This is a genomic window from Halorubrum sp. Ea8, from assembly GCF_002252925.1.
GTDB lineage: Archaea > Halobacteriota > Halobacteria > Halobacteriales > Haloferacaceae > Halorubrum.
The window spans coordinates 144700-169625 of the sequence record NZ_NHPF01000072.1 but is presented as its reverse complement, the minus strand read 5'-3'; the positions used below and the strand labels follow the sequence as shown (position 1 = coordinate 169625).

The following is a 24926-nucleotide window of genomic DNA, read 5'->3' as shown; positions in this document are numbered from 1 at the left end:
AGTCGGACTGGAGCATCACGGCGTCGGTCGGCTCCACGACGACCACGTCGCGGCCGTCGCTGACCTCGGGTGCGAGCGTCTCCACGGCGTCTCTCGCCGCCGCGCGCGACTCGTCGAGCATCCCCTTCGAGTGCGGCGGGCGCCCGCTCCCGTCGACGTCCGGGATCTCGACGTGGCAGTTCGCGGCCTCCAACACCCGGACCGCGGCCTTCCCGGCGCCGGGGTTCGTGTAGGTGGTGTACACGTCGGGGAACAGGAGGACCTCGCGGTCGGCCTCGTCGCGGGGAACGCCGGCGCCGCCGCGGGCCTCGAACCAGTCCGTCAGCGTCTCAGAGCGGAACGTCGGCAGGTCGCGCTCCTTCGCGATTCCCAGGGCCTTCTCCATGACGAGACCGGCGCCGGGAATCTTCCCCGGGAGGTTCGAGAGCGGCGCGAGCTTCGAGCCGAGCGGCGCGAGCGACTCGAAGTTGCCGAGCAGTCGCGTCCGCAGGTCGATCCCGTGCTCCTCGTGGTGGGCGTGCTCGACCTCGGCCTTCAGCTTCGCCATGTCGACGCCGCTCGGGCAGTCCACCTTACACCCCTTACAGCCGACGCAGAGGTCCATCACCTCCGTGACGAACTCGTCGCCGGTGGGGTCGTCGGGCAGATCCCCCGAGATGGCGCCCCGAAGCATGTTCGCTCGGCCGCGAGTCGCTTGGATCTCCTCCTCCGAGGCGCGGTACGTCGGACACATCACCCCGCCGGTCGTCTCCTGTGGCCCCCGACAGCCGCCGCAGCCGTGACAGAGCTCGACCATCCCCTGCATCCCGTTGTCGATGGCCCACTCCATCGCGGGGTCGAAGCCGGCGTCGTAGTCGTACTCCGAGTCGAACCGGAGGTTCTCGCTCATGTCGAAGTCGCCGCAGACGTTCCCGGGGTTGAGCAGCCAGTCGGGGTCGAACGCGGTCTTGAGGTCGCGGAACGACCCCCAGAGCTCGTCGCCGTACAGCTTCCGGTTCCACTGGGTCCGAGCGTGCCCGTCCCCGTGCTCGCCGGAGACCGACCCGCCGAGCCGGACCACGGCGTCGGTGACGCGGTCGGCGATGTCGACCATCGCCTCGACGTCGTCGACCTCCTTCGTGTTGATCAGCGGCCGGATGTGGAGCACGCCGGGGCCGGCGTGCGCGTAGAACGTCGCGAACGTGCCGTTGTCCTCGAGGATCTCCTGGAACTCGCGGGTGTACTCGGGGAGGTGCTCCGGCGGGATCGCGCAGTCCTCGATGAAGGAGATGTGCTTCTCGTCGGTGGTCCGCGAGAGGAGGATCGGGAGCCCGGACTTGCGCATCTTCCAGAACCGGTCGCGCTGCTCGGCGTCGTGCGCCTCCATCGCGTGGACCGCGCGGCGCGGCTGGCTCGTCACGTCGGCGGCGCCCTCGCTCGGGTTCGACTCCGTCTCGGGCCGGGGACGGTCGTCGGTCGCGCCCACCCGGTCGGCGACGAGGTCCGCGACCTTCTGCTTCCCGTCCGCGTCGCCCTCGGCGTAGAACTCGACGAGGAGGACGGAGCTCGTCCCCTCGGGCAGCATCCCGACGACGTCGGCGAACTCCGGCGTGTCGGCGGCGAGCCCCAGCAGGACGTCGTCCATCACCTCGACGGCGGCGGGGTCGTGCGCTAAGATCGGCGCCACGTCCTCCATCGCGTCGAGGAGGTCGTCGTACGTCAGCAGCGCGACCGCCTTCGTGTGGGGGATCTCGACGAGCGAGACCGTCGCCTCGGTGACGGTCGCGAGCGTCCCCTCGCTGCCGGCCATGAGCCGAGCGAGGTTGACGACGCCCGCCTCGCCGTACTCGCCGCGGTGCTCGGCGAGCAGCCGATCGAGGTTGTAGCCGGAGACGTTCCGCTTCATCTCGGGGTAGCGCTCGTCGATCTCGTCGGCCTCCTCGTCGAGGATCCGGACGATTTCGGCGTGGATCCGCGGGAGGAGCGCGTCGGCGTCGACGTCGGCGGACTCGCGGAGGTCGTCGACGGCGACCTCGCCGAAGGTCGTCACCGTCCCGTCCGCGAGCACGACCTCGGCCTCCTCGACGTAGTGGTCCGTCTTCCCGTACTTCAGCGAGTGCGAACCGGTGGAGTTGTTACCGATCGCGCCGCCGACCGCGGACTTGTCGCGCCACGCCGGATCGGGCGCGAACTTCAGCCCGTGCGGCTCGACCGCCGCGTTGAGGTCGCCTACGTACGCCCCCGCCTGGACCCGGGCCGTCGCCGCGTCCGGGTCGGTCGAGAGCACGGAGTCCATCGAGTCCGTGAGATCGAGGACGACCGCCTCGTTCACGGTCTGCCCGGCGAGCGACGTGCCGCCGCCCCGCGGTAGCACGGGGATCCCCTCGGCGAAGCAGTACTCCTGGACCGCCGCCACGTCCGCGGTCGATTCGGGCATCACGACGCCGATGGGCGTCACCTCGTACGCCGAGGCGTCGGTCGCGTAGAGCCGCTTCGAGTAGTCGTCGAACCGCACGTCACCGTCGACTCGGCGTTCGAGCGCGGCCACGAGCTCCGGACGCTCGGTCTCGCCCCCGGTGTAGTCGAAGTCCCCCCCGTCCCGCGGGTCCGGGTCCGGCGTGTTAGTTGCCATGAGAAACCTTCACGGTCGAACTATGAAAAATCCCCTGACCCCGCAGAGCAGACGGGAACCAGAACCGGTCGGGAGCGCGAGCGCCCGCCGCGGCGAGCGGCGGGGCGGCCGCCGGAATCACCGACGCGCGGGAGCCGGCGGAACACCCATATATATCCCGTTGAATAATGACGTATGTCAGTCGCCGACCGCTCGACGTTCAAGCGTCGTCTCGACTCCCTCGGCGTGATCGTGACCGAGGGGACCGAGAGCGAATGCGGGGAACTGATCGACGAGGCCGCCGGCGACCCGGCGGTCGGGGTCGAGCTCGACGCCGGCTCCCTTCCGGACCGGATCGAGACGGACCCGACCACGGCCGAGTTCCGCGCGGCCCACACCGGCGTCACCGACGCGTCGCTCGGGGTCGCCGCGTACGGGAGCGTCGCGATCGAGGCCGACGCCGCCGGCACGGAACCGGTGAGCCTCTTCGTCGACCGCCACGTCGTCGTCCTCCGCGAGGCCGATCTCGTCCCGGACATGCCCGACGCGTTCGAGTGGCTCGGCCCGAAGGCGCGCGACGAGTCGGTCGACGTGGTGTTCGCGACCGGGCCGAGCGCGACCGCCGATATGGGCGGGCTCGTCCACGGCGCACACGGACCGAAGGAGGTGCACGTGGTGCTGTTGCGGGAGGGCGACGCCGGCGGACGCGACTCCGTGTCGTCGGAGGTGGCCGCCGATGAGTAGCGACGCGGCCAAGGGGGACCGCATCCGCGAGCTGATGGCGACCGAGGGCGACGCGGTCGCCGAGAACACCCGCGGGTTCAATCGGGGACGGTACGAGTCGACGGGGCGGCTCGACGACTACGAGGAGCTGAAGGCGGAGGCCCGCGAGATCAAGGAGGACGCGATCGCTCGGCTCCCGGAGCTGATCGACGAGGTGAAAGCGTCCGTCGAGGCCAACGGCGGCACCGTCTACGTCGCCGACGACGCGGCGGACGCGAACCGGTACGTCACCGAGCTGACCGCCGAGGAGCGCGACGCCGACCGCCTCGTGAAGTCGAAGTCGATGACATCCGAGGAGATCGAGGTGAACGAGGCGCTTGAGGCCGAGGGCGTGGAGGTGATCGAGACGGACCTCGGCGAGTGGGTGCTCCAGCTCGCCGACGAGGCGCCCTCGCACATCGTCGCGCCGGCGATACACAAGTCCCGCGAGGGGATCTCGGAGCTGTTCGCGGAGCGGTTCGACCTCGACGACCCGCCGGAGACCGCCGAGGAGCTCACGATGTTCGCCCGCGAGCGGCTCGGCGAGCTGGTCGAGGGCGCCGACGTGGGGATGACGGGAGCGAACTTCGTCGCCGCCGACTCCGGCACCATGCTGCTCGTCACCAGCGAGGGCAACGCCCGGAAGACGGTGAGCGCGACGGACACCCACGTCGCCGTCGCGGGCGTCGAGAAGCTCGTCCCGACCGTCGAGGACTTCTCGCCGTTCGTCGAGCTCATCGGCCGCTCCGGGACCGGGCAGGACGTGACCTCGTACATCTCCACGCTGACCCCGCCCGTCGACTCGCCGGTGCCGGACTTCGAGAGCGACGACGAGCCCCTCGCCGACGGCTCGGGCGACGACCGCGACTTCCACCTCGTGCTCATCGACAACGGCCGGATGGAGATGCGCGAGGACGAGCAGCTGAAAGAGACGCTGTACTGCATCCGGTGTTCCGCCTGCTCGAACGCCTGCGGGAACTTCCAGAGCGTCGGGGGCCACGCCTTCGGCGGCGAGACCTACTCCGGCGGCATCGCGACCGGGTGGGAGGCCGGCATCGAGGGGCTCGACGTCGCCGCCGAGTTCAACGACCTCTGTACCGGCTGCTCGCGGTGCGTCCCGGCGTGTCCGGTCGGGATCGACATCCCGTGGATCAACACGGTCGTCCGCGACCGCATCAACCGCGGCGAGGCCGACCCGGGCCAGACGGACTGGATGTTCGAGGAGCTGGTCCCGGACGAGGAGCCGGCCGGGCTCGACCTGGCCACCCGCCTCGTCGGCAACTACGAGACGCTGGCGAAGTGGGGGAGCCGGACCGCGCCGGTCGCGAACCGGCTCTCGGACGCGGGGCCGCTCCGTGCGCTCGCCGAGCGGGTCGCCGGGATCGACCGCCGCCGCGACCTCCCCGAGTTCGCGAGCGAGCCCCTCGTCGACTGGTTCGCGGCCCGCGGCGGCGCCCGGGTGCCGGCGGCCGAGGCCGAGCGCGAGGCCGTGCTCTACCCCGACACGGCGACGAACTACGTCGACGTCGACCGCGGGAAGGCGGCCGTGCGCGCGCTGGAGGCGCTCGGCGTCCACGTGCGGGTCCCGGACCTCCCGGGGAGCGGCCGCCCGCCGCTCTCGCAGGGGATGATCGCGACGGCGGAGTCGGCCGCCGAGGACGTGTACGCCGGGCTCGCGACTCACGTCGACGCCGGCCGCGACGTGGTCGTGATCGAGCCGAGCGACCTCGCGATGTTCCGGAGCGAGTACGAGAAGTTCCTCCCGGAGGCCTCCCACGAGCGGCTCGCCGAAGCCAGCTACGACGTGATGGAGTACGTCTTCGGCCTGCTGGAGAACGGCGGGGACCCCGCCGCGCTCCGCGCGCCGGCCGAGGGCACCGGCCCGGTGGCGGCCGGCAAGCGCGTCGCCTACCACCCGCACTGTCAGGCGCGGACGATCGGCGTGGGCGAGCACGCCACCGCGGTGATGGAGGCGCTCGGCTACGATGTGCGCGTCTCCGACACCGAGTGCTGCGGGATGGCCGGCTCGTTCGGCTACAAGAACGACTACTACGAGCTGAGCATGGACGTTGGCGAGCCTATCCGCGAGCAGTTCGGCGACACCGACCGCACCGTCGTCGCCGCCGGCACCTCCTGTACCGAGCAGATCGACGCGCTGCTCGGCGACGCGCCGATGCACCCCGTGGAGCTGGTCGCGCCGCGGGAGTGAGCGGCCGGGACGGGCGGTCGGGGTCGTCTCCGACGCTCGCCGACCCTCGCCGTCTCTCATCGACTCTCGCCGACCCTCGCCGCCGGCCTCATCGCCCCCGACCGCCGAGACGCCCGTCTGACGGGCGTCGTTCGACAACGAACGCTTAATAGGCGCGCTCCTGACCGTATGTGATATGAACGCGGCCCCACAGGAGATCACGTCGCTCGTCGGTCGTGAGGTGTACTCGAACAACGGCGTTTTCGTCGGCGAGATCGAGGACGTGCGCCTCGATCTAGACGCGCAGGCGGTGACCGGACTCGCGCTCGCGCAGCTCAACCACGAGCTGTTCGCCGGGCGCGTCGAAAGGAACACGGGCGTCATCGTCCCGTACCGGTGGGTACGCGCCGTCGGCGACGTCGTGCTGATCAACGACATCATCGAACGGCTCGACACCGGCGGCGACGACGAAGAGGAAGCCGAGATCGGCCAGTCCGCGTAGCCGATTAAAACGGGAGCGCGTCGCGGAGGCTGGTGAGGAAGCCGCCGCCCTCCCGACGCTTGCGGTCGAACACCGGGTACAGCGCGTCGAGAAATTCGGTCTCGTTCTCGAACCGGGTCTGTGGCACCTCGTTTAGCGCCTCGGAGATTCGGATCGTGCGGCCCTTGGCGTCGTACGGAATCGCGCCGTCCTCGAGCGCGTCGACGATCTCCTCGTCGGTCGCGGGGAACGAGACGCCGGCCTCCTCGACCCGCTCGTCGAGCACGGCGATGCCGAACTCGATCGCGTCGGGCTCTGAGGAACCGCCGCCGGGTGGGCGTGCTGCCATCGGAGGGTCGTACTCGCTCGGTCCTTTTTAAACCCATGCCCGCGCCGAACTCGCTCGGCGTCGTTCGGACGCGGTCTCGACCGGCTCGCCCCGGGGGCGCTCGACGCGGCTCACTCCGGAATCGACTCCTCGGGCGGGGCCGCGTCCAGCAGGGCGAGTTCCATCCCGTCGCCCGAGCGGTCGAACGCGGCGACGCTCTCCTCGTCGTACGGCGGAACCGCGACGAGCACGACCGCCGCGAGGTCGTCCGTCTTCGAGACGCCCAGGAACCCGCCCGGATGCGAGAGGAACCGCCCCCCGCCGTGACCCGCCGGGGTGCCGAGGTCGACGCCGAACACCGCGTTCACCGACCCGCCGACGTCCGGCGTGAAATGTGTCACCACCGGCGTCTCGGGGTCGAGACCGGTGTCGGCGTCGAAGTCGCCCGCGCGCGTGGCCGAGAGCCGGAGGTTCGTCTCGTTCGGGTCGCGCTCCGCGGCGCGTTCGAGCAGCACCGTCAGCAGGTCGCGGGTGACGTGGATCACGGTCAGATCCCGATCGCGGACCGGAGCGTCTTCGCGTAGAGCCCCGGCGCTTTCCCCCGCGAGTTCGAGAGCGCGTCCTCGATCGCGATTGCCGCGCGGTCGAGCACGCCCACGCCGTGCCCGACCAGCACGCGGTCGGGATCGCGGCCCGAGAGCGCCGTCGTCGGCGGCGTCAGCCGGAGCATCGGGTGGACCCCGATCCGCTCGCGGTCCCCGCGGAAGTACGACGAGGTGCCGAGCGACTCCGGGACGATCAGGGTCTCGCCGTCGAAGAACCCGACCTCCTGCCACGGCGGCAGCGAGGAGTCGCGGATCCGGAACGCCTCGAAGCCGGTGTCGGCCAGCCGATCGCCGAACCGCTCGACCGGCGCGTCGAGTTCGTTCGCGACGCCGGTCATCCACTCGGGGACCCACACCGAGACGCCGTGACGGGTCGCGATCGCGGCGCTGTCGCGCTTGTGGCGGTCGAGCCCGACCACGACGCCAGCGACCGTGCCGAGCTCGGCCAGCAGGTCGTCGAGCCCGGGGGCGTCGACGGGGTCGAACACCCAGACGTCGTTGCTCTCGCTTTCCTCGTTCGGCACCGCGACCGCGTGGCTCGCGCGCTCCATCGTCTCCTCGGGATACGCGATCCACCCCACGCCGCCGTCGAACCGGTCGATCTCGTGGAGGTCCGCCTCGCCGTCGCCTTTCATTCCCATACGAACGCATTCGGCCCCGACCCCTTTCAACCCGTCTCCGGCGGCACGCCGTCCGCGCCCATCGGGCGGGGCGGCCCGAGGTCGCCGTCGTCTACGGCCACTTGATCGAACAGCCCCGGGAGGGGCGGTCGGGGATCTCGACCGCCTCGCCCGCGAGCACCGACTCCACCGCGTCTCTGACGTAGTACTCGGTCGGCTCGTCGTCCGGGTTGAGCGCGTCGTCGAGCCGGCCGTGGTACCGGAGCCGCCACGCGTCGTCCTCGCGGCCGAACAGGAACGGATCGGGCGTACAGACCGCCCCGTACGCCTCGGCGACCTCGCCGGTCTCGTCGCGGAGGTACGCGTCGTAGGCGATCGTCCCGTCGGCGACGCGCTCGCGCATCGCCTCGAACGAGTCCTCCGGGTACTCGTCGGCGTCGTTGGGGTTGATCCCGACGACGGCCAGGTCGTCGTACTCGGCCGCGAGGTCGTTGAGGAGGTCGAACTTCGCCTGCGCGTACGGGCAGTGGTTGCAGGTGAAGACGACGAGGAGCGCGTCCGCGTCGAACGAGTCGAGCTGGTGGGTTTCCCCGTCGACGCCGGGCAGTTCGAAGTCGGGGGCCGCGTCGCCGCGGTCGAGCGCCGAGTCGGACTCCTTCATCACCATGTGCGTCGATACCGCCGGCGGAAGTAAAACCGTTCCGCGGTCACCGACGGGCGACCGACTACGGGCGGTCACCGACCGATCACCGCCGTGCGAACGCCGTCGCGATCGCGTGCGCCGCGCCGATCGCGGTCAGCCAAGCGATCGCGAACGCGACCACGGCGGCGATGGGCGTCCAGTTCGGGAGCGCGACCGCGCCGGGCCGGAGCGGGTCCGCCCCCACAGCCGGCGCGACCGCCGCGACCAGTCCGGCGGTCGCCGCGAGGACCGCTACCGACGCACCGAGGGCGCCGACGACGCCGACGACCCCGCCCGCGGCGGGTCGCGGGCCGGGCGCGCCCGACTCGGCACGTCGTCGCGGGCGCATCACCGAGCCGCCCCCGCCGCGTTCCGGACGTTCATCTCCGTCTTCCGGGCACGGGTCGCGCCGGCGCGCTCTCACTGTTCCCCGCGGTCGCCGATCGCTCGCTGGCACGCGAGCGCTGGCCTCGGATCCCCTCTTAAACCTCCGGTCCGACTGCTGGCTGCCGCCGACTCAGGGCTTTTGAACGGAGCCGGCGTAGACGGCCCATGGCCACCCGCGAGCCGAACTACCGAACGCTCCGGCTGCTGTGCGCGAACGCCGTCGGCATGGCCGGGTTCCTGCTCGCGTACGCGCTGGGTCGGGAGTTCGCGCTCGCGCTCGTCGCGGGGCTCCTCCTCGCCGCCATCGGCTACGTCGCGTCGAGCGCGGTCGTCGAGTACGCGGGGGGGTGACGGACAGAATACGGAACGGTTAACATGTCGGATAAGGAGTACACTTACGAATGACGGGAGAGGACGCAGGCGGACCGGCCGGGATCGCGGCCTCGGGTGCCTCCTCGCCCCCGATCCGCGTTCTCTTCGTCGACGACGAGCCGGGGTTCGCGGACACCGCCGCGTCGCTCGTCGAGGCGCGCGACGACCGCTTCGACGTGACGCCCGAGACCGACCCGACCGAGGCGCTGGACGCGATCGAGTCGGGCGCGTTCGACTGCGTCGTCAGCGACTACGAGATGCCCGGAATCGACGGCGTCGAGCTCCTCGGGAGCGTCCGCGAGCGGCGCGGCGACCTCCCGTTCGTGCTGTTCACGGGTCAGGGGTCAGAGCGGGTAGCGAGCGAGGCCGTCGCCGCCGGCGTCGACGCGTACCTCCCGAAGAACGGCGTCGACGATCCGTACGCGACGCTCGCGTCGCGGATCGCTGACGCGGTGTCGGAGGCGCGAACCGACCGGCGGCTCGCGGAACACCTCGACCGGATGACGGACGCCTTCTGCGGGATCGACGGGGAGTGGCGGCTCACGTACCTCAACGAGCGAGCCAGGGAGATGCTCAAGCGCGACGCCGCCGACCTCCTTGGTGACCCGATCTGGGAGCGGTTCCCCGGCGCCCGCGGGACGGTCCTCGAAGCGGAGCTCAGGACGGCGATGGAGGAGGGGGAGCCCCGCGACTTCGAGTACCGCTTCGACGCGGTCGGGGCCGACCTCGCCGTCAACGTCTACCCGTCGGACACCGGGCTCTCCGTCTACTTCCGCGACGTGACCGAGGAGAAGGAACGGGAGCGCGAGCTCCGCCAGCTCTCCGAGCGGCTCCGGCTCGCGATCGAGGGGGCCGACGTCGGCGTCTGGGACTGGGACCTCCGCAGCGACGAGGTCCGGTTCGACGAGCGGTGGGCCGCGATGTTGGGGTACGATCGCTCCGAGATCGCCCTCGAGCTCTCGGAGTGGGAGGACCGCGTGCATCCGGACGACGTCGGCGGGGCGTGGTCGGCGCTGGAGGCGCACTTCGCCGGAGAGACCGAGCAGTACCAGTGCGACCACCGGATGCGGTCGAAGTCCGGCGAGTGGCGGTGGATCCGTGACCGCGGCCGCGTCGTCGAGCGCGACGAGGACGGCGACCCGGTCCGCGCGGTGGGGATCCACATGGACGTGACCGAGGAGAAGGAGCGCGAGCGAGACCTCGAACGCTACCGCCGGCTCGTCGACGAGCTCCCCGACGCCGTCGCGGTGTACGACGCCGACGCCCGCTTCGAGCTGGCGAACGACCGGATCGCCCAGGTGTACGAGGCGTCGCGCGAGGAGCTCGTCGGCGGGCCGAGCCGACTGATCGACCGCATCCGGGAAAGCCGCGACGGCGACCCCTTCGCGGCCCTCGTCGCCGGCGACCGCGAGACCCTGTCGGGCACCGTCGAGGTGGACTTCCCCGGGCTGCCGGAGTCGATCGTCGACTTCGGCCTGCGCCGCCTCGTCATCGACGGCGAGTTCGACGGCGTGCTCGGGATCGCCCGCGACGTGACGGACCGGCGCCGCCGACAGCGTCGCCTCGAACGCACCTCGGCGCGGCTTGAGGCGCTCTACGACGGCTCGCCCGACATGGTCGACATCCACGACGAGACGGGCGAGATCGTCGACGTGAACCGAGTGATGGCGGCGGAGCTCGGCTACGACCCCGACGAGCTGGCCGGGATGAAGGTGTGGGACGTCGACCGGGAGATGGACCCGGACGACGCCGTCGAGATGTGGGAGGATATCGAGATGGACGAGACGATTCGCTTGGAGACGACGTTCGCGCGGGCGGACGGCACGACGTTCCCCGTCGAGGTCCACGTCCGTCGGATCGACGTTCACGGCGAGGACCGGTTCCTCGCCAGCAGCCGCGATATCTCGGAGCGGAAAGCGTACGAGGATCGGATCGAGCGCGAGAACGAGCGGCTCGACGAGTTCGCCTCGATCGTCTCGCACGACCTCCGGAACCCCCTCAACGTGCTCTCCGGCTATCTCCGACTCGCCAGGGAGACGGGGAACGACTCCTACTTCGACCGCTGCGACCGGGCGCTCGACGAGATGGAACGGCTGATCGAGGACGTCCTCACGCTCGCCAGACAGGGCGACGCGGTGGGGCCGGTCGAACGCGTCGCCCTCGGCGAGGTAGCGGATCGGTACGGCGCAGACGCGTTCGGATCGGTCGAGGGCGACGGCCCCGGAGGCGGCGACGAGACCGGCGACGCCGCCCTCGAGGTCGACTTCGAGGCCGAGCGCGAGGTGCTCGCCGACCGCAGCCGTCTGAAGCGACTCTTTGAGAACCTCTTCCGGAACGCGGCCGAGCACGGCGGCGGCCGGGTGGTCGTCGGCGACCTCGAGGACGGCTTCTACGCCGCCGACGACGGGCCGGGGATCCCCGAGGAGCGCCGCGACGAGGTGTTCGACAGCGGCTACACCACCTCCGACACCGGCACCGGCTTCGGGCTCGCCATCGTCGAGCGCATCGCCGAGGCCCACGGCTGGGAGGTGACGCTGACCGAGAGCGAGTCGGGCGGCGCGCGCTTCGATTTCCGCGGCGTCGACCGGCCGTAGGCGTCCGGCGATCCGGGCCCGCGGCCGGCGCTCGGCGCGGGTGCGGCGTATTTAAAAAACGCGGTCGGCGGTCCCGGTCTTCAGAAGGCGCCGGGGTAGACGCTCACGTCGGCGTGAAGCCCCTCGCGCAGCGCGCTGTGGACGTGACAGATCCCCTCGGCGCGCTCGGCGATGTCCGACGCGGTCTCGTCGTCGAGGTCGGCCTCCACGTGGACGTCGAAGGCGACGGCCGCCAGGTCGTCGTCGTCGTCGAGGTCGGCGCTCGCGTCGATCTGGATCTTCCCGAGGTCCTCCTCGCCGCGCTGGCTCCCGCCGACGCGGAAGGCGGGGAGGTAACAGGAGGCGTACGTCGCGACGAGCGCGGCGTTCGGATTCGGCCCCGTCTCGTCGGTCGCGTCGATCTGTAGGTCGAAGTCGCCGACCTGACTCGTGCAGGCGTACCCTTCCTCGGAGACGGTGGACGTCTCGATGTCAGACATGGTCACCCGTGGGTTCGTTCCCGGCCCGCTAAAGGCTACCGACACGTGACGGGCCGGCCAGTGGAAACGCGCGCGAGCGACAGGTCGCGAGGAAGGGAATCGCCTCGCGGGAGGGGTCCGCGGTCAGTCGTCCGGCCGTTCGTCGGCGCCGGCTCCGGTGGCCGCCCGGAGATCGGCTTCGATGCCCTCCAGCGTTCGGCCGCTCGTCTCCGGGACCGTCCGGTAGGTGAAGACGAGCGCGACGACGCTGCAGCCGCCGAACAGCCAGAACGTCGCGGGCGTGCCGATCCCGTCGAGCAGCACGGGGAACGAGAGCGCGACCGCGAGGTTCGCGAGCCAGTTGACGACGGTGACGATCCCCATCGCGCTCCCCCGCACGGCGAGCGGATAAATCTCGGAGATGAGGAGCCAGAACACCGGTCCGAGCCCGATCGCGAAGAAAGCGACGAACGCCACGAGCGTCAGGGTGGCCAACCAGCCGAGCCCGCCGGTCGGGTCCGCGAACTGGAACACCGCGCCGGCCACGCCGAGGGTCCCGACCATGCCGCCGATACCGACGAGCAGCAGGGGTCGGCGACCGACGCGGTCGATGAGGAGGATCGCGACGACCGTCATCACCACGTTCACGGTCCCGATGGCCACCGACGCGAGGATGGACTGCGAACTCCCGAACGCGGTCGACTCCAAGATCGTCGGGGCGTAGTACATCACCGCGTTAATACCGGTAATCTGCTGGAAGACGGCGAGCCCGAGTCCGACGATCAGTGCGGGGCGCATCCACGGGCTGAGGAGATCGCGGATCCCGTTGCCCGACTGCGCCTCGACGGTCGCCTCGATCTCCGCGAGCTCGTCTTCGATGTCGCCGTCGCGCGTTCGTCGGAGCACCGCCCGCGCCTCCTCGGTCCGTCCCCGCTCGTAGAGCCAGCGCGGGCTCTCGGGCATCCGGACCATCCCGACGGCGAGCACGACTGCGGGGACCATCCCCGCGCCGAGCATCAGGCGCCACGCGCCGGCGCCCGAGAACGCGTAGTTGACGAAGTACGACGAGAGGATTCCGACCGTCACCATCAGCTGATTCAACGACGTGAGTCCGCCTCGGACCGACGGCGGCGCGATCTCCGAGATGTACAGCGGGCCGACGATCGAGGCGAAGCCGATGGCGACGCCGTCGATCATCCGGCCGGCGACGAGGACGGGGACCGTCGGCGCGACGGCCATGAGGAACGAGCCGGCGAAGAAGACGCCGGCCGAGAGGAGGATGAACCGCTTGCGACCGATGCGATCGGAGATGCGCCCCCCGATCGCCGCGCCCGCCGCCGCGCCGACCATCGCCCCGCTCACGACGATCCCTTCCACCAGCGCGCTCAGCTCGAACGCGGTGTCGATAAAGAGGATCGCGCCCGAGATGATCCCGGTGTCGAACCCGAAGAGGAGCCCGTTGAGCGCCGCGAGCGCGGAGACGACGTACACGAAGCGACCGGCGTCCCCGCGGATCACGGCCCGGATATCAGCGGTTGACATGACGTATCAACCCGTCCGTTTTCATCTTTTATTTAGAAGCCTTCTGATTTATTATTAATTTAAATAAATTAGATAAATTTCTGTCGGCGGAGATTGCTGGAATCTACGCCGTCTCCAGTAATATTTATTTTATACTGAGTAGTATCTTATCGGCTCACGGCGTCGGTCCGAAGACGCTCCGCGGGCTGGCGGCCTCGGTTCAGCGGGCACGTGGCCTTAACTCGGTGGTCTCGGTGCGAGAGAGGGATACGGCCGTAGATTCGGGTTCGTGACCGGCGGCGGCCCGACAGGGGATCCGTCCGTCGCCGGACGTTACTCCAGCGTGTACGTCTCGTCGCCGTCGAGAACGACGGGCTCGGCGACGGCACCCGCGGCCTTCACCTCGTTGACGAACTCCCGCGTCTCGATCTCGATCGGCGGGAACGAGTCGTAATGCATCGGGAACACCACGTCGGCGCCCACCCAGTCGGCGGCGATGCCGGCGCCCGCGGGCCCCATCGTGAAGTGGTCGCCCGCGGGAAGCGCGGCGGCGTCGGGCTCGAGGTACGGCGCGATCACGTCGACCATCTCGGACATGAGTCCCGTGTCGCCCGCGTGGTAGAACGTCGTGCAGTCGGGGTCGGACTCCTGGGTCGGCTTCTTGTCGCCGACCACGAAGCCGGCGGGCATCCCGGCGGAGTAGTCGGGGTCGTTCTCGATCCCGTTCGAGTGGTCCGCGCGGACCATCGTCACCCACGCGTCGCCGCACTCGACGGTGCCGCCGATGTTCATCCCGCCGGCCGCGACCGAGTGTTCGAGACCGAACTCCTCCTGGACGTACGCGGTCAGCTCCGGCGTGGCGACCACGGTCGCGTCGGGGAACGCCGCGGCGTCGGCGACGTGGTCGCCGTGGCCGTGCGTCAAGAGTAGGTAGTCCGGATCGAGCTCCGCAGGATCGACGTCGGTCTTCGGGTTGTCGAAGAACGGATCGATCAGGAGCTCCGTGTCGTCGACGACGACGTGCCACGTCGCGTGGCCGTGCCAGGTGAGTTCCATGGTTCGTCCGGATCCTCTCGGCGAACAGTAATAAAAGTCGACGCCGCGGACCCGCTCTCGGGGACGGGAGTCGGACTCCTGAGTCGCGACTCGCGCGTTCGACCGGGCCCTCGTCCCGTCGGTCCGTGACGCGTCGGGAGAGGAATTAACACCGCTCCGACTCAACCGGTAGATCATGCCCTCCGAGCGGACCGGGAGCCCCCCATCCACCGACGCGTGTCGCGAGTGCGGCCGGACCCTCCCGCCGGACGCGAACTTCTGTCCCGGCTGCGGCGCCGAGGTGCGGACCGGCGGCGGCGTCGCGTACTGCGCCGACTGCGGCGAGCGGCTCGCGCCCGACGACGAGTTCTGCGCCGAGTGCGGGGCGGCGCGGCCCGGAGCAGGCGGTCGCGTGACCCGTCGACCCGACGATGCGGTCGATACCGAGGCGCGCCGCGCGTTCCGCGCCCGGGTGAGCGACCACCTCGACGACGGCTGGGAACTCGTCGAGGACCGCGGCGATCGGGTCGTACTCGTCGACAGGGGGGTGGGCTCGATCCCCGTCCACGTGCTCCTCCTCCTGACGACAGGCGGCGTCGGGAACCTGCTGTACGGCTGGTACCACTACTCCGAGCTGGCCGAAACGCGGCGGCTTAGCGTCTCCGACGGCCCGATTCCGGACGGCGAACTCCCCGCGCCAGACGGGAACGACGACCCGCTCGTGGCCCTCTCCGGGTACCTCTTGGGCGGCATCCTCCTGCTGATCGGGCTCGGGATCGCCGTCGTCTCAGCGAGACAGGGAGCGCTCCCCGGCGCGGCGTTCGGCGCCGCGTTCGCGCTCGTCGGCCTCGCGCTGACGCCGCCCGCGGAGCGACGTCTGCGCCGGCGACACGGGCTCTCCCGGTTCGGTCGGATCCGGACCGTCGACCACCGGGTGATCCGAGCGACGGAGCGCACAGAGTCCCCGTGCGTCGTCTGCGGCGAGTCCTTCGAGCGCGGGGTCGTCCGCCGCCGCCGCGACGAGACGGTCGCGGCTGGCGTGCCGGTCCGGACGCACGCGATCGAGCGAAACCGCTACTGCGAGGACTGCGCCCGCGAGGAGCTGTTCGGCGGGTCGGAGGGAGCGGCGGACGGCCGCGCCGAGAGCGTCGAGCCGACGGATCGCGTCGAGGCCGGGGGATCGACTGGCGACTGGGAGACCGTCGGATCGACTGACGATGCCGATGGCGACGGATCGGGGGCGGCGACCGACCGCGCCCGCGACGGTTGACGCGGACGGCGTACCGGTCGAGGGGGGACGGACCAGACCGCTTATCAGCGTCTGCCCGACAACAACGCCCATGCAGGCGCTAACAGCCGCGCAGCGCGAGTTCGCCGAGCAGGCCGAAGCGGTCGCCGCGGAGTTCGCCGAGGACGCCTACACCTGGGGGGGCGACGTGCCGTGGGAGAACCTCCGGCGGCTCGCCGAGGCGGACCTCTACTGCCCGTCCATCTCCGAGGAGTACGGCGGGCAGGGCCGCTCCGACGTGGCGGCGATGCTCCTCACACAGGCGGTCGGGCGAGAGTGTCCCGACACGGGGTGGTTCACCTACATGCAGGGGATGGTCGGACCGCGGGCGATCGACCTCTTCGGGTCCGACGCGGTCAAGGAAGAGTACCTCCCCGCCGTCACCGCCGGCGAGAGCTTCGTCTCCATCGCCATCTCGGAGCCCGACGCCGGCTCGGACGTGGGGTCGATGTCGACCGAGGTGACTGAGGAGGACGGGAAGCTCGTGTGTAACGGCGAGAAGACCTGGGTCGGCGGCGTCCCCTTCGGCGACGCGGCGGTCGCCTGGGTCAGGTTCCCCGAGGGGCTCGGGTCGGTCGTGATTCCCTACGACGACCCCGGCGTCGAGATCGAGGAGGTGTACACGAACATGGCCGGGTACGCGCAGACGCACTTCACGATCGACGACGTCGTGATCCCCGAGACGCACGTCCTGACTCGGGGGACGGAGGCGTTCAAACAGCAGCTGGTCTCGCTCAACTGGGAGCGGCTCGGCAGTTCGGTGCTCACGGTCGCGTGGGCGGAGGCCGCGCTGGAGCAGGCGCTGGCGTACGCGACCGACCGCGAGCAGTTCGATCAGCCGCTCGACGAGTTCCAGGGGATCGAGTGGCGGCTCGCGGAGATGTACCGGAACGTCGAGACCGCGGCGTCGCTGGTGTATATGTCGGCCGCCGGCGCGCAGGGCCACGACCCCGCCCCGCCGCGGCTCCAGACATCGACCGCGAAGCTCCACTGCTCGCAGATGGTCGAGCAGGTCGCGAGCGAGGCGGTCCAGATCGTCGGCGCCCGCGCCTACCAGCGGGGCCACCCGCTGGAGTACCTCTACCGCTTCGCGCGGAGCCGCCGTATCGCGGCCGGCACGGACGAGATGCAGCTGAACACCATCGCTCGGGCGCTGAAGGAGGACGGCGTGCCGCCGGTCTCGGCGCGGTAGCGCCGGTCGGCCCGCTGCCGGTCTTCGTGCGGTAGCGCGGCGAGTCACCTCCCAGACGCTTGCGTCCGCCCTCGCTACTCGTCGTACGACCGGCCGTAATCGGGCTCGCGCTTCTCGTTGAACGCCGCGACCGCCTCCTCGTGTTCGGGGTCGATGACGCAGTCCCACTGGTACTCGGCCGCCTTCCGACAGTACTCGTCGAAGCTCTGTTGTGGATCGATCAGCCGGTTCGTGTGCCGGACGGCGGTCCTCGGCTTGTCCCGGATCTCCTCGGCGAGCGCGGTGGCGGCCGCGAGAGCGTCCTCGGCCCGCTCCGTAGCGAGCCCGATGTCGACGGCGTCCTCTGGAGTGATGTCCCGGCCGGTGAGCAGGTACTCGCGGGCCTTCGACTCGCCGATCAGCCGGGGAAGGAGCCACCCGCCGCCGTCGCCGGGGACGAGCCCGACGTTGACGAACCCCTCGCGCATGACCGCGTCGTCGGCGATCGTGCGCAGGTCGCAGGCGAGCGCGAAGTCGCAGCCGGCGCCGATCGCCGGGCCATTCACCGCGGCGACCGAGGGCGTCGCGGCCGTCCGGAGCCGCCAGACGAGCTGCTGGATGAGCCAGAGGAACGCCCCGTACTCCTCCGGGTACTGATCGTCCCAGTCGGGCATCTCCGTCGTGTCCGCCCCGGCGCAGAACCCGTCGCCAGCGCCCGTGAGGACCGTCGCGTACACGCCGTCGTCGCGCTCGGCCCGCCGCACCGCGTCGTTGAGTTCGAGGACCGTGGTCCGGGTGAAGGCGTTGTACACGTCCGGGCGGTCGATGGTGACCGTCGCGACCCCCTCGCTCACCGCGTACCGGACGTCGTCGTAGTCGCGCGCTTCCGCGTCGATTTCTCCGTCGGCTGTGACGTCGGCCATACCGGACGGCGGGCCGGCCTCCACAAATAGGTGTGCGGTCGGCCGCCTTGCGTCGACCGGGAACGCTTTTTATCCGCGTCGCCCCACGCCGCACATGCACTGCGCACGGTTCCGCGACCCGGCCGGATCGATCCGCGAAGGCACCTACGATCCCGAGAGCGACGCCGTCGCCTTCGGCGGCGACGAGTACGCGCTCGACGACCCCGCGATCGACGTGCTCCCGCCGACCGACCCGACGAAGATCGTCTGTATCGGGCGCAACTACGCCGACCACGCGGCCGAGCTCGGCAACGACGTGCCGGATCGCCCGCTCCTCTTTCTCAAGCCGCCGAACGCGCTGGCGAGCCACGGCGACACGGTCACCGTCCCCGAGGGGAAAGACCGGATCGACTGGGAGGCCGAGCTGGCGGTCGTGATCGGCGAGCAGTGCAAGGCCGTCGACGCCGACGACGCGATGGACGTCGTCGCGGGGTTCACCTGCATGAACGACGTGTCGAACCGCGACGACCAGAACCGCGAGCAGAACTGGGTGCGCGGGAAGGCGTTCGACAACGCCGCGCCGCTCGGTCCGGTGATGGCGACGCCCGAGGAGGTCCCCGCGGACGCCGGCGTCGAGCTCCGAGTGAACGGCGAGACGAAGCAGTCGAGCGACCGCGAGCACCTCATCTTCGACGTGCCGACCCTGATCGAAGAGATCACGACGTACCTCACGCTGGAGGCCGGCGACGTCATCGCGACGGGCACGCCGGAGGGCGTCGGCGCGCTCTCCGACGGCGACACCGTCGAGGTGGAGATAGAGGGCGTCGGGACGCTCGAACACGACGTGCGCGTCCCCTGAGCGGCGGACGGGATCGCGCCGTCCGGCGCTCCCTGGGCCCCGATCGCACACCTCGTTTCCGGTGAACGCTTATGTATCGTCGGTTCGGTAACCAATACGTGAAGTCCATCTCGTTCTCGCGCTGACCGCGGCTCGCGACGACTCCGCGCACCCGTCTCCGCCCGCTTCGGAGGCCCCGGCCAGCGCCCGACCAGTGCGACCGAGAGACTCGGTCTCGGAGACAATCGCCCTCCGTTCCGGGGCGGTCCGCTCTCCGGCGACCTTCGACGCCTCTCGATCGCGCAGGGTATCGCTCCAGAACACGGTTCGTCGTCGCCGCCGCGTGCCGGACGTCGCGAGTCCGCGGTCGGCGGTGTCGAACCCCTCTCCGGGCCGACGCGAGCGCCCGACGACCCGATGTCACGAGACGAGAAATCCGACGACGAGACGCGAGACGGAACCGACAACGACCGACGCCGGACGCACCGCCTCGACGCCGGCCGTGCGCTGATCGCCGCGCGCGACGCCGACGTTCGCCCCGAGACGGACGAGATCCGCGGGCTCGCCCGCTCGGCGGGGTACGAGGTCGTCGGCGAGGTCACCCAGCGGCGCCGCGAGGACCCGACGTACGGACTCGGCCGCGGCAAGGCGGAGGAGCTGATGCGCCGAGCGTCGGTCGAGGACGTCGACGCCGTGATCTACGACGGCGAACTCTCGCCCGGGCAGACGGCGTCGCTCTCCGACCTGCTCCCGGACGGGGTCGAACCGATCGACCGGACGCGGCTGGTTCTCGACCTGTTCGCCGAGGGGGCCGGCTCGCGCGCGGCCGAGCTACAGGTCGAGCTCGCCCGCCTCGAGTACCTGAAGCCGCGGCTCCGGGAGCTCATCGCGCGCGACTACGCGACCGACCTCCGGTACCACAACGAGGACGACCGACGGGTCCTCGACGTGGAGCGTCGGATCGACGACGCTCGACGCGCCCTCAGCGAGGTGACGGAGGCCCGGAGCGAGCGGCGAGAGCAGCGCCGGCGGGCGGGGTTCGACGCGGTCGCGCTGGCCGGGTACACCAACGCCGGCAAATCGACGCTGCTCCGACGCCTCGCCGACGACGTCGACGGTCCGGGAACCCACGACGATCCGGGAACTCACGCCGACGTCGACGAGTCCGTCTCGGCCGCCGATCGCCCCTTCGAGACGCTCGACGTGACCACCCGTCGGGCGACGCTCGGCGGCCGACGGACCCTCGTCACCGACACGGTCGGGTTCGTCGACGCGCTCCCGCACCGGAGCGTCCGGTCGTTCCGGGCGACGATCGAGTCGGTCCGCGACGCCGACGCGGTCCTGCTCGTCGTCGACGCCGCCGACGATCCCGAGACGGTCGGCGACCGCGTCCGGACGACCCTCTCCGCCGTCGAGGAGACGGCCGGCCCGGTCGTCCCGGTGCTCAACAAAGTCGACTTACTCGACGGTCGCGAGCTCCGCGCCCGCCGCGAGGCCCTCGCGGACGCCGCGGCGGACCTGAACGCGGACGGCCACGCCGTCGCCGAGGCGCTCGAACCGGCCGTCCCGGCGAGCGCGCTCACGGGAGCGGGGGTCGACGCGGTCCGGGAGGCGCTCCGCTCGGCGCTGCCGACGGAGGCGACGACCCTCCGACTGCCGAACTCGGGCGCGGCGCAGGCGCTGCTGTCGTGGGCGCACGACAGCGGTGAGGTCCGCGACGTGACGTACGCTCCGGACGGCGTGACGGTCGCGTTCGCGGGTCGACCGTCGGTCGTCGCCGAGGCGGAGCGACGGGCCGCGGACCTCCGGTGAGCGGGTCCGATCCGGGATCCGTTCGGCCACCCTTAAGACCGACCGTCCCGGACGAACGGTCATGGAACCACGCGATCTCTCGGACCACTCGCCGTACGTCCCGGGACGAGGCGTCGAGGAGGTCGCCCGCGAACGCGGGATAGACCCCGACGACCTGATCAAGCTCTCCTCGAACGAGAACCCGCACGGCCCGAGCCCGGCGGCGGTCGAGGCGATCCGCGAGCACGCCGACCGCGTCCACCAGTACCCGAAGTCCTCGCACACGGACCTCACCGCGAAGATCGCGGAGAAGTGGGACGTGGCGACCGAGCAGGTCTGGGTCTCGCCCGGTGCCGACGGCTCGATCGACTACCTCGCGCGGGCCGCCTTAGAGCCCGACGACGCCGTCCTCGTCCCGACGCCCGGCTTCGCCTACTACGGGATGTCGGCCCGGTACCACCACGGCGAGGTGACGGAGTACGCGCTCGACGCGGCCGACGGGTTCGCGCAGGACGCGGAGACGGTCCTGAGCGCTTACGGCGGCGAGCGGATCGTCTACGTCACCTCCCCGCACAACCCCTCTGGGTCGACGTTGCCCCTGGACGACGTCGAGGCGATCGCGGACGCGACCGCCGAGGAGACGCTCGTCGTCGTCGACGAGGCGTACGGCGAGTTCGCCGCGGTCGACAGCGCGATCCCGCTGGTCGACGAGCGCGACGACGTGGCGGTGCTCCGGACGTTCTCGAAGGCGTACGGGCTTGCGGGGCTCCGGATCGGCTACAGCGTCGTCCCAGAGGCGTGGGGCGAGGCGTACGCCCGAGTGAACACCCCGTTCGCGGCGAACGAGCTCGCCTGCCGGGCCGCGCTCGCCGCCCTCGACGACGAGGACCACGTCGAGGAGTCGATCGAGTCGGCGCGGTGGGCCCGCGAGCACATCGCGGACGAGCTCGACGCGCCCACGGTCGAGTCGGCCGGCAACTTCGTGCTCGCCGAGGTCGGCGACGCGGAGCGGGTCGCCGACGCGGCCCAAGAGCGCGGCGTGATCATCCGTGACTGCACCTCGTTCGGCCTTCCGAACCACGTCCGGATCTCGACCGGAACCCGCGAGGAGACGCGCGAGGCGGTCGAGCGACTGAACGAGACGCTCGCCGACCTCGGCCTCGGTGTTCGGGCGTGAGCGGGAGCGAGCGAGACGCCGCCGGCACCGGCGCCGACGACGCCCCCGCCCGCGTCGCCGTCACCGGCACCCCCGGAACCGGCAAGTCGACCGCGACCGCCCTCTTGGAGGGTGAGTACGACGTGATCCACCTCAACGACCGCATCAAGGGCGACGACGACCTCTGGACCGAGCGCGACGTCGAGCGCGACACCCTCGTCGCCGACCTCGACGCGGTGCGCGACCGCCTCGGGGAGTGGTCGGGCGTGCTCGACTCCCACCTCGCCCACCGCTTCGACGTCGACCGCGTGATTGTCCTGCGCTGTCGCCCGGAGACGGTCGAGACTCGGCTCCGTGAGCGCGGGGAGTCGGACGCGACCGCCGAGGAGAACGCCGAGCCGGATGAACCGTCTCGAGCTCTCGCTCGCAAGGCTCGCGAGAACGCGGAGAGCGAGGCGCTCGACGTGATCCTCTCGGAGGCCGTCGCGGAGCACGGCGTCGAGAACGTCTACGAGATCGACACTACCGACCGCGACCCCGCGGCCGTGGCCGACGAGATCCGCGCCGCGATCGAGGGCGAGCGCGAGCCGAGCGCCGGCACCGTCGACTTCATCGATTATATATGAGCCCGCCGCGACGGTCGGGACGGTAGATGACCCTCGACCAGTACCGCTCGGTGGCGGACCGCCTGCTCGGCCCGTGGGTGCGCGCCGCCGCCCGGCTCGGGCTCTCGCCGGACCAGGTGAGCGCCCTCGCGTTCGGCGTCGCGGTCGCGGCCGCGGGGGCCTTCGCGGTCGGCGAACCGCTCTTCTACGCCGTCGGCGCGGTCTGCGTCCTGCTCAACGGGTGGCTCGACCTCGTCGACGGCGCGCTCGCGCGCCACTTGGAGGTCTCCTCGGACGGCGGCGACCTCCTCGATCACGTCCTCGACCGCTACGCCGACATCGCGATCATCGCGGGGTTCACGGTCGGGGTCGAGGCGTACGCCCTCGGCTTCCTCGCCGTCACCGGCGTCCTGATGACCTCGTACATGGGCACCCAGATCCAGGCGGTCGGCATCGGGCGCGAGTACGGCGGACTCCTCGGTCGGGCCGACCGACTCGCGCTGATGGGTATCGTCGGCCTCGTCGCCGCCGTCTACTCGACGCCGATCGTCGTCGGACTCAACGTCGTCGGCCTCCTGCTCGCGCTGTTCGCCGCGGTCGGGCACCTGACCGCGGTCCAGCGGTTCCTCGGCGCCTGGAGCGATTTATAAACCGGGCCGCCGAGCTGAGTGCGAATCTCGGCGTGATGATGCAGTTGTTTATATTCCGGACCGCGGTGTTGCCATCGGCTGTTTATCCCTGGTCGACGACTCTGCGGTGAACGCGTCCAAAGCCCCAGGCGACGAGAGCGACGCACGCTCGCTGCGCACCTCACTCGATCGCTGACGCTCTCTCGTTGCGGTGCTTGCGTCTCCTGCGTCGCTCTTGTCGCCTGCCCCTTTGAGTCCCACCCACATAGCACCGCAGCCTCACGCCTCCCCAGCCTCGGCGGACGGCCCGGCGCGGGCGGAGCCGCGCCGGCCCGCCGCCTCCCTCGCACGCGCTCTGAGCGGCCGCCATCGGCGGCCGCTCGGAGGCGCGCGCCACCGCGTCTACTCCTTATAAGCGATCGCCGCCGTGGCCGTGCCGATCGGGACCGGTGGAGAACGCCTCACTTACCGATACGCCCGACAGAAACGAGAGATACGGTCGACAGAAACGAGAGATACGGTCGACAGAAACGTGAGATACGGTCGGCAGAAACGAGAGATACGATCGACAGAAACGAGACGGGCGATTACGATCGCGTCGCCCGCGCAAACCACGTCTCCGGGTTCTGTCGCTTGACGCGGAAGCTCGGGAGCTCCTCGGCGTCGATCAGGTCGAGCAGGAACCCCCGGACTGGCGTCGGGTCGCGGTCGCTCACGATGAAACACTCCTCGCCCGAGCCGAGCTCACGGAACCGCTTCTCGACGCGCTCTTTGCGCGTCTCCGGGTCGAGTCCGCGCAGGTCGACGGCGTCCGCCGGCGGGTCGACCGACCACACCGCCTCGTACCGCTCGTCGATCGCAGCGGCGAGCTCTGTCGCGTACTCGGGGAGCGCGTCGGCGCTCGGTGCCGGCGTCGACTGCAGCTCCGGGTCGAAGGGGAGCTCCGCGAGGACGGGTAACTCGAGCGCCTCGATCGGGTCGTCGCCGCCGAACAGGTCATGGGGCGTTCCGCACTCGTCGCAGACGAACTCGCCCATGTTCGAGACGACGCCGAGCACGGGCACGTCGTTTTCCTCGAACAGCTCCAGCGCCCGGGCGGTGTCGGAGACGGCGGCGTGGAACGGCGTCGTGACGAGGACGACGCCGTCGACCGGGACCTCCTGCAGGGTCGTCAGCGTCACGTCCCCCGTGCCCGGCGGCATGTCGACGACGACGCTGTCCGGGTCGCTCCACGCGGTCGTCTCGAACAGGTCCGAGAGCGCGTCGTGGGCCATCGCGCCCCGCCACGCGAGCGGGCCGTCGTCAGAGAGCAGCGCCATGCTCATCACCTCCAGCCCGCCGGCGTCGACCGGGACCGGGTTGCCGTCGTCGTCGCTGTAGACTGGGCCGCTCGCGCCGATCACCTCGGGGACGTTCGGGCCGTAGATGTCGGCGTCGAAGAGTCCGACAGAGGGGGTGTCCTGACTATCGCTGTTACCCGCCGCGAGCGCGCACGCCAGCGTCGTCGCGACCGTCGTCTTCCCGACGCCGCCCTTCGTGCTCGCGACCGCGATCACCCGGTCCGCGGTCTCTATCCCACACGACCGCCCGTCGAGGTCCGGTTTCGGATCGGCCCCTTCGACGCGCGCGTTCGAGACGCCCCGCGCGTCAGAGACCGCCTGCACCATGGCGGCCGACACCCGCTCGGCGGCGTCCCGCGGGAACTCCCGCAGGTCTGCGGTGATCGTCGCGGTGCCGTCGGCGACCTCGACGTCCTCGATCACTCCGGCCTCGAACACGCTGACTCCGGCGTCCGGGTCTCGGACCTTCCGGAGCGCGGCCTCCGCGGCGTCGGCGGGCGATTCCTGAGCGAGCGGTTCGTCGGTGTCGTCGGCTCCGTCGGCTTCGTCGGGGGTATCAACGGTGGGATCTGTCATTGGTGTC

General features: G+C 70.7%; 23 protein-coding genes. 12 read left to right on the top strand and 11 right to left on the bottom strand.

The genetic code is table 11. The features are described 5' to 3' along the window. Positions 1-2611, bottom strand: a 2611-nt coding sequence (locus tag DJ74_RS07520; protein ID WP_094526846.1) for an FAD-binding and (Fe-S)-binding domain-containing protein, incomplete at its 3' end; no start/stop codon positions are given. A gap of 174 nt (positions 2612-2785) precedes the next feature. Between DJ74_RS07520 and DJ74_RS07515 the strand changes: the two genes are divergently transcribed. The 3 genes from DJ74_RS07515 to DJ74_RS07505 all read left to right on the top strand — a co-directional run bounded on the left by DJ74_RS07515 (position 2786) and on the right by DJ74_RS07505 (position 6042). Further along, entirely contained in the window at positions 2786-3334 is a 549-nt protein-coding gene (locus tag DJ74_RS07515; RefSeq protein WP_094526845.1) for an LUD domain-containing protein, read from the top strand. Continuing rightward, the gene (locus DJ74_RS07510) at positions 3327-5561 is read left to right on the top strand and encodes an LUD domain-containing protein (protein WP_094526844.1); all 2235 of its coding nucleotides are present in this window, start codon (positions 3327-3329) and stop codon (positions 5559-5561) included. Before DJ74_RS07515 ends, DJ74_RS07510 begins: the two co-directional genes overlap by 8 nt. 175 nt (positions 5562-5736) lie before the next feature. Further along, positions 5737-6042: a PRC-barrel domain-containing protein gene (locus DJ74_RS07505; protein WP_094525585.1), complete on the top strand. Its 306-nt coding sequence runs from the start codon at positions 5737-5739 to the stop codon at positions 6040-6042. A gap of 4 nt (positions 6043-6046) precedes the next feature. On the opposite strand, the gene DJ74_RS07500 is transcribed toward DJ74_RS07505, so the two are convergent. The 5 genes from DJ74_RS07500 to DJ74_RS07480 all read right to left on the bottom strand — a co-directional run bounded on the left by DJ74_RS07500 (position 6047) and on the right by DJ74_RS07480 (position 8605). Then, positions 6047-6370, bottom strand: a complete 324-nt coding sequence (locus tag DJ74_RS07500; protein WP_094525584.1) for a hypothetical protein — start codon at positions 6368-6370, stop codon at positions 6047-6049. Between the two features lie 110 nt (positions 6371-6480). Further along, entirely contained in the window at positions 6481-6894 is a 414-nt protein-coding gene (locus DJ74_RS07495) for a hypothetical protein (RefSeq protein ID WP_094526843.1), read from the bottom strand. Between the two features lie 2 nt (positions 6895-6896). Continuing rightward, a complete protein-coding gene (locus DJ74_RS07490; protein WP_094526849.1) occupies positions 6897-7589 on the bottom strand; it encodes a hypothetical protein in 693 nt (230 codons plus the stop codon). A gap of 97 nt (positions 7590-7686) precedes the next feature. Next, the gene (locus DJ74_RS07485; RefSeq protein WP_094525580.1) at positions 7687-8241 is read right to left on the bottom strand and encodes a thioredoxin family protein; all 555 of its coding nucleotides are present in this window, start codon (positions 8239-8241) and stop codon (positions 7687-7689) included. 79 nt (positions 8242-8320) lie between these two features. Beyond that, positions 8321-8605 (bottom strand): hypothetical protein, encoded by a 285-nt coding sequence (locus DJ74_RS07480; protein ID WP_094526842.1) that lies wholly within the window; start codon positions 8603-8605, stop codon positions 8321-8323. Between the two features lie 203 nt (positions 8606-8808). Between DJ74_RS07480 and DJ74_RS07475 the strand changes: the two genes are divergently transcribed. Next, the gene (locus DJ74_RS07475) at positions 8809-8994 is read left to right on the top strand and encodes a hypothetical protein (RefSeq protein WP_094525576.1); all 186 of its coding nucleotides are present in this window, start codon (positions 8809-8811) and stop codon (positions 8992-8994) included. Positions 8995-9044: 50 nt separating this feature from the next. Then, a complete protein-coding gene (locus DJ74_RS07470) occupies positions 9045-11609 on the top strand; it encodes a PAS domain S-box protein (RefSeq protein WP_094526841.1) in 2565 nt (854 codons plus the stop codon). 80 nt (positions 11610-11689) lie between these two features. Here DJ74_RS07470 and DJ74_RS07465 read toward each other — a convergent pair whose 3' ends face one another. From DJ74_RS07465 to DJ74_RS07455, 3 genes are all read right to left on the bottom strand, one after another. Then, entirely contained in the window at positions 11690-12088 is a 399-nt protein-coding gene (locus DJ74_RS07465) for an OsmC family protein (protein ID WP_094525572.1), read from the bottom strand. Positions 12089-12211: 123 nt separating this feature from the next. Next, a complete protein-coding gene (locus DJ74_RS07460) occupies positions 12212-13609 on the bottom strand; it encodes a sugar porter family MFS transporter (protein WP_094526840.1) in 1398 nt (465 codons plus the stop codon). A 312-nt stretch (positions 13610-13921) separates the two neighbouring features. Next, a complete protein-coding gene (locus tag DJ74_RS07455) occupies positions 13922-14644 on the bottom strand; it encodes a metal-dependent hydrolase (RefSeq protein ID WP_094525568.1) in 723 nt (240 codons plus the stop codon). A gap of 175 nt (positions 14645-14819) precedes the next feature. Between DJ74_RS07455 and DJ74_RS07450 the strand changes: the two genes are divergently transcribed. Both DJ74_RS07450 and DJ74_RS07445 read left to right on the top strand, forming a co-directional pair. After that, positions 14820-15893, top strand: a complete 1074-nt coding sequence (locus DJ74_RS07450) for a zinc ribbon domain-containing protein (protein WP_094526839.1) — start codon at positions 14820-14822, stop codon at positions 15891-15893. A 70-nt stretch (positions 15894-15963) separates the two neighbouring features. Continuing rightward, positions 15964-17103, top strand: coding sequence for an acyl-CoA dehydrogenase family protein (locus tag DJ74_RS07445; protein WP_094525566.1), 1140 nt, complete (start codon positions 15964-15966; stop codon positions 17101-17103). Positions 17104-17177: 74 nt separating this feature from the next. On the opposite strand, the gene DJ74_RS07440 is transcribed toward DJ74_RS07445, so the two are convergent. Beyond that, the gene (locus tag DJ74_RS07440) at positions 17178-18005 is read right to left on the bottom strand and encodes an enoyl-CoA hydratase/isomerase family protein (protein WP_094526838.1); all 828 of its coding nucleotides are present in this window, start codon (positions 18003-18005) and stop codon (positions 17178-17180) included. Positions 18006-18099: 94 nt separating this feature from the next. On the opposite strand from DJ74_RS07440, the gene DJ74_RS07435 reads away from it, so the two are divergent. The 5 genes from DJ74_RS07435 to DJ74_RS07415 all read left to right on the top strand — a co-directional run bounded on the left by DJ74_RS07435 (position 18100) and on the right by DJ74_RS07415 (position 23024). Continuing rightward, entirely contained in the window at positions 18100-18843 is a 744-nt protein-coding gene (locus DJ74_RS07435; protein ID WP_094526837.1) for a fumarylacetoacetate hydrolase family protein, read from the top strand. A gap of 396 nt (positions 18844-19239) precedes the next feature. Then, complete coding sequence (gene hflX / locus DJ74_RS07430) at positions 19240-20634, top strand: GTPase HflX (RefSeq protein WP_094526836.1); 1395 nt, start codon at positions 19240-19242, stop codon at positions 20632-20634. 61 nt (positions 20635-20695) lie between these two features. Continuing rightward, positions 20696-21790, top strand: a complete 1095-nt coding sequence (gene hisC, locus DJ74_RS07425; RefSeq protein ID WP_094525558.1) for a histidinol-phosphate transaminase — start codon at positions 20696-20698, stop codon at positions 21788-21790. Beyond that, complete coding sequence (locus tag DJ74_RS07420) at positions 21787-22395, top strand: adenylate kinase family protein (RefSeq protein ID WP_094526835.1); 609 nt, start codon at positions 21787-21789, stop codon at positions 22393-22395. The genes hisC and DJ74_RS07420 overlap by 4 nt, the downstream gene beginning before the upstream one ends. Before the next feature lie 26 nt (positions 22396-22421). Next, positions 22422-23024, top strand: a complete 603-nt coding sequence (locus tag DJ74_RS07415; protein WP_094525554.1) for a CDP-alcohol phosphatidyltransferase family protein — start codon at positions 22422-22424, stop codon at positions 23022-23024. A gap of 566 nt (positions 23025-23590) precedes the next feature. Here DJ74_RS07415 and DJ74_RS07410 read toward each other — a convergent pair. Next, positions 23591-24919, bottom strand: coding sequence for a P-loop NTPase (locus DJ74_RS07410; protein ID WP_094526834.1), 1329 nt, complete (start codon positions 24917-24919; stop codon positions 23591-23593). Positions 24920-24926: the final 7 nt, after the last annotated feature.

What these genes read in the sequence shown, in the direction of transcription:
- DJ74_RS07515 (WP_094526845.1), top strand. Translation starts at nt 2,786, where the DNA reads ATGTCAGTCGCCGACCGCTCGACGTTCAAGCGTCGTCTCGACTCCCTC.
- DJ74_RS07510 (WP_094526844.1), top strand. Translation starts at nt 3,327, where the DNA reads ATGAGTAGCGACGCGGCCAAGGGGGACCGCATCCGCGAGCTGATGGCG.
- DJ74_RS07505 (WP_094525585.1), top strand. Translation starts at nt 5,737, where the DNA reads ATGAACGCGGCCCCACAGGAGATCACGTCGCTCGTCGGTCGTGAGGTG.
- DJ74_RS07500 (WP_094525584.1), bottom strand. Translation starts at nt 6,370, where the DNA reads ATGGCAGCACGCCCACCCGGCGGCGGTTCCTCAGAGCCCGACGCGATC.
- DJ74_RS07490 (WP_094526849.1), bottom strand. Translation starts at nt 7,589, where the DNA reads ATGAAAGGCGACGGCGAGGCGGACCTCCACGAGATCGACCGGTTCGAC.
- DJ74_RS07485 (WP_094525580.1), bottom strand. Translation starts at nt 8,241, where the DNA reads ATGGTGATGAAGGAGTCCGACTCGGCGCTCGACCGCGGCGACGCGGCC.
- DJ74_RS07480 (WP_094526842.1), bottom strand. Translation starts at nt 8,605, where the DNA reads ATGCGCCCGCGACGACGTGCCGAGTCGGGCGCGCCCGGCCCGCGACCC.
- DJ74_RS07475 (WP_094525576.1), top strand. Translation starts at nt 8,809, where the DNA reads ATGGCCACCCGCGAGCCGAACTACCGAACGCTCCGGCTGCTGTGCGCG.
- DJ74_RS07470 (WP_094526841.1), top strand. Translation starts at nt 9,045, where the DNA reads ATGACGGGAGAGGACGCAGGCGGACCGGCCGGGATCGCGGCCTCGGGT.
- DJ74_RS07465 (WP_094525572.1), bottom strand. Translation starts at nt 12,088, where the DNA reads ATGTCTGACATCGAGACGTCCACCGTCTCCGAGGAAGGGTACGCCTGC.
- DJ74_RS07460 (WP_094526840.1), bottom strand. Translation starts at nt 13,609, where the DNA reads ATGTCAACCGCTGATATCCGGGCCGTGATCCGCGGGGACGCCGGTCGC.
- DJ74_RS07455 (WP_094525568.1), bottom strand. Translation starts at nt 14,644, where the DNA reads ATGGAACTCACCTGGCACGGCCACGCGACGTGGCACGTCGTCGTCGAC.
- DJ74_RS07450 (WP_094526839.1), top strand. Translation starts at nt 14,820, where the DNA reads ATGCCCTCCGAGCGGACCGGGAGCCCCCCATCCACCGACGCGTGTCGC.
- DJ74_RS07445 (WP_094525566.1), top strand. Translation starts at nt 15,964, where the DNA reads ATGCAGGCGCTAACAGCCGCGCAGCGCGAGTTCGCCGAGCAGGCCGAA.
- DJ74_RS07440 (WP_094526838.1), bottom strand. Translation starts at nt 18,005, where the DNA reads ATGGCCGACGTCACAGCCGACGGAGAAATCGACGCGGAAGCGCGCGAC.
- DJ74_RS07435 (WP_094526837.1), top strand. Translation starts at nt 18,100, where the DNA reads ATGCACTGCGCACGGTTCCGCGACCCGGCCGGATCGATCCGCGAAGGC.
- hflX (WP_094526836.1), top strand. Translation starts at nt 19,240, where the DNA reads ATGTCACGAGACGAGAAATCCGACGACGAGACGCGAGACGGAACCGAC.
- hisC (WP_094525558.1), top strand. Translation starts at nt 20,696, where the DNA reads ATGGAACCACGCGATCTCTCGGACCACTCGCCGTACGTCCCGGGACGA.
- DJ74_RS07415 (WP_094525554.1), top strand. Translation starts at nt 22,422, where the DNA reads ATGACCCTCGACCAGTACCGCTCGGTGGCGGACCGCCTGCTCGGCCCG.
- DJ74_RS07410 (WP_094526834.1), bottom strand. Translation starts at nt 24,919, where the DNA reads ATGACAGATCCCACCGTTGATACCCCCGACGAAGCCGACGGAGCCGAC.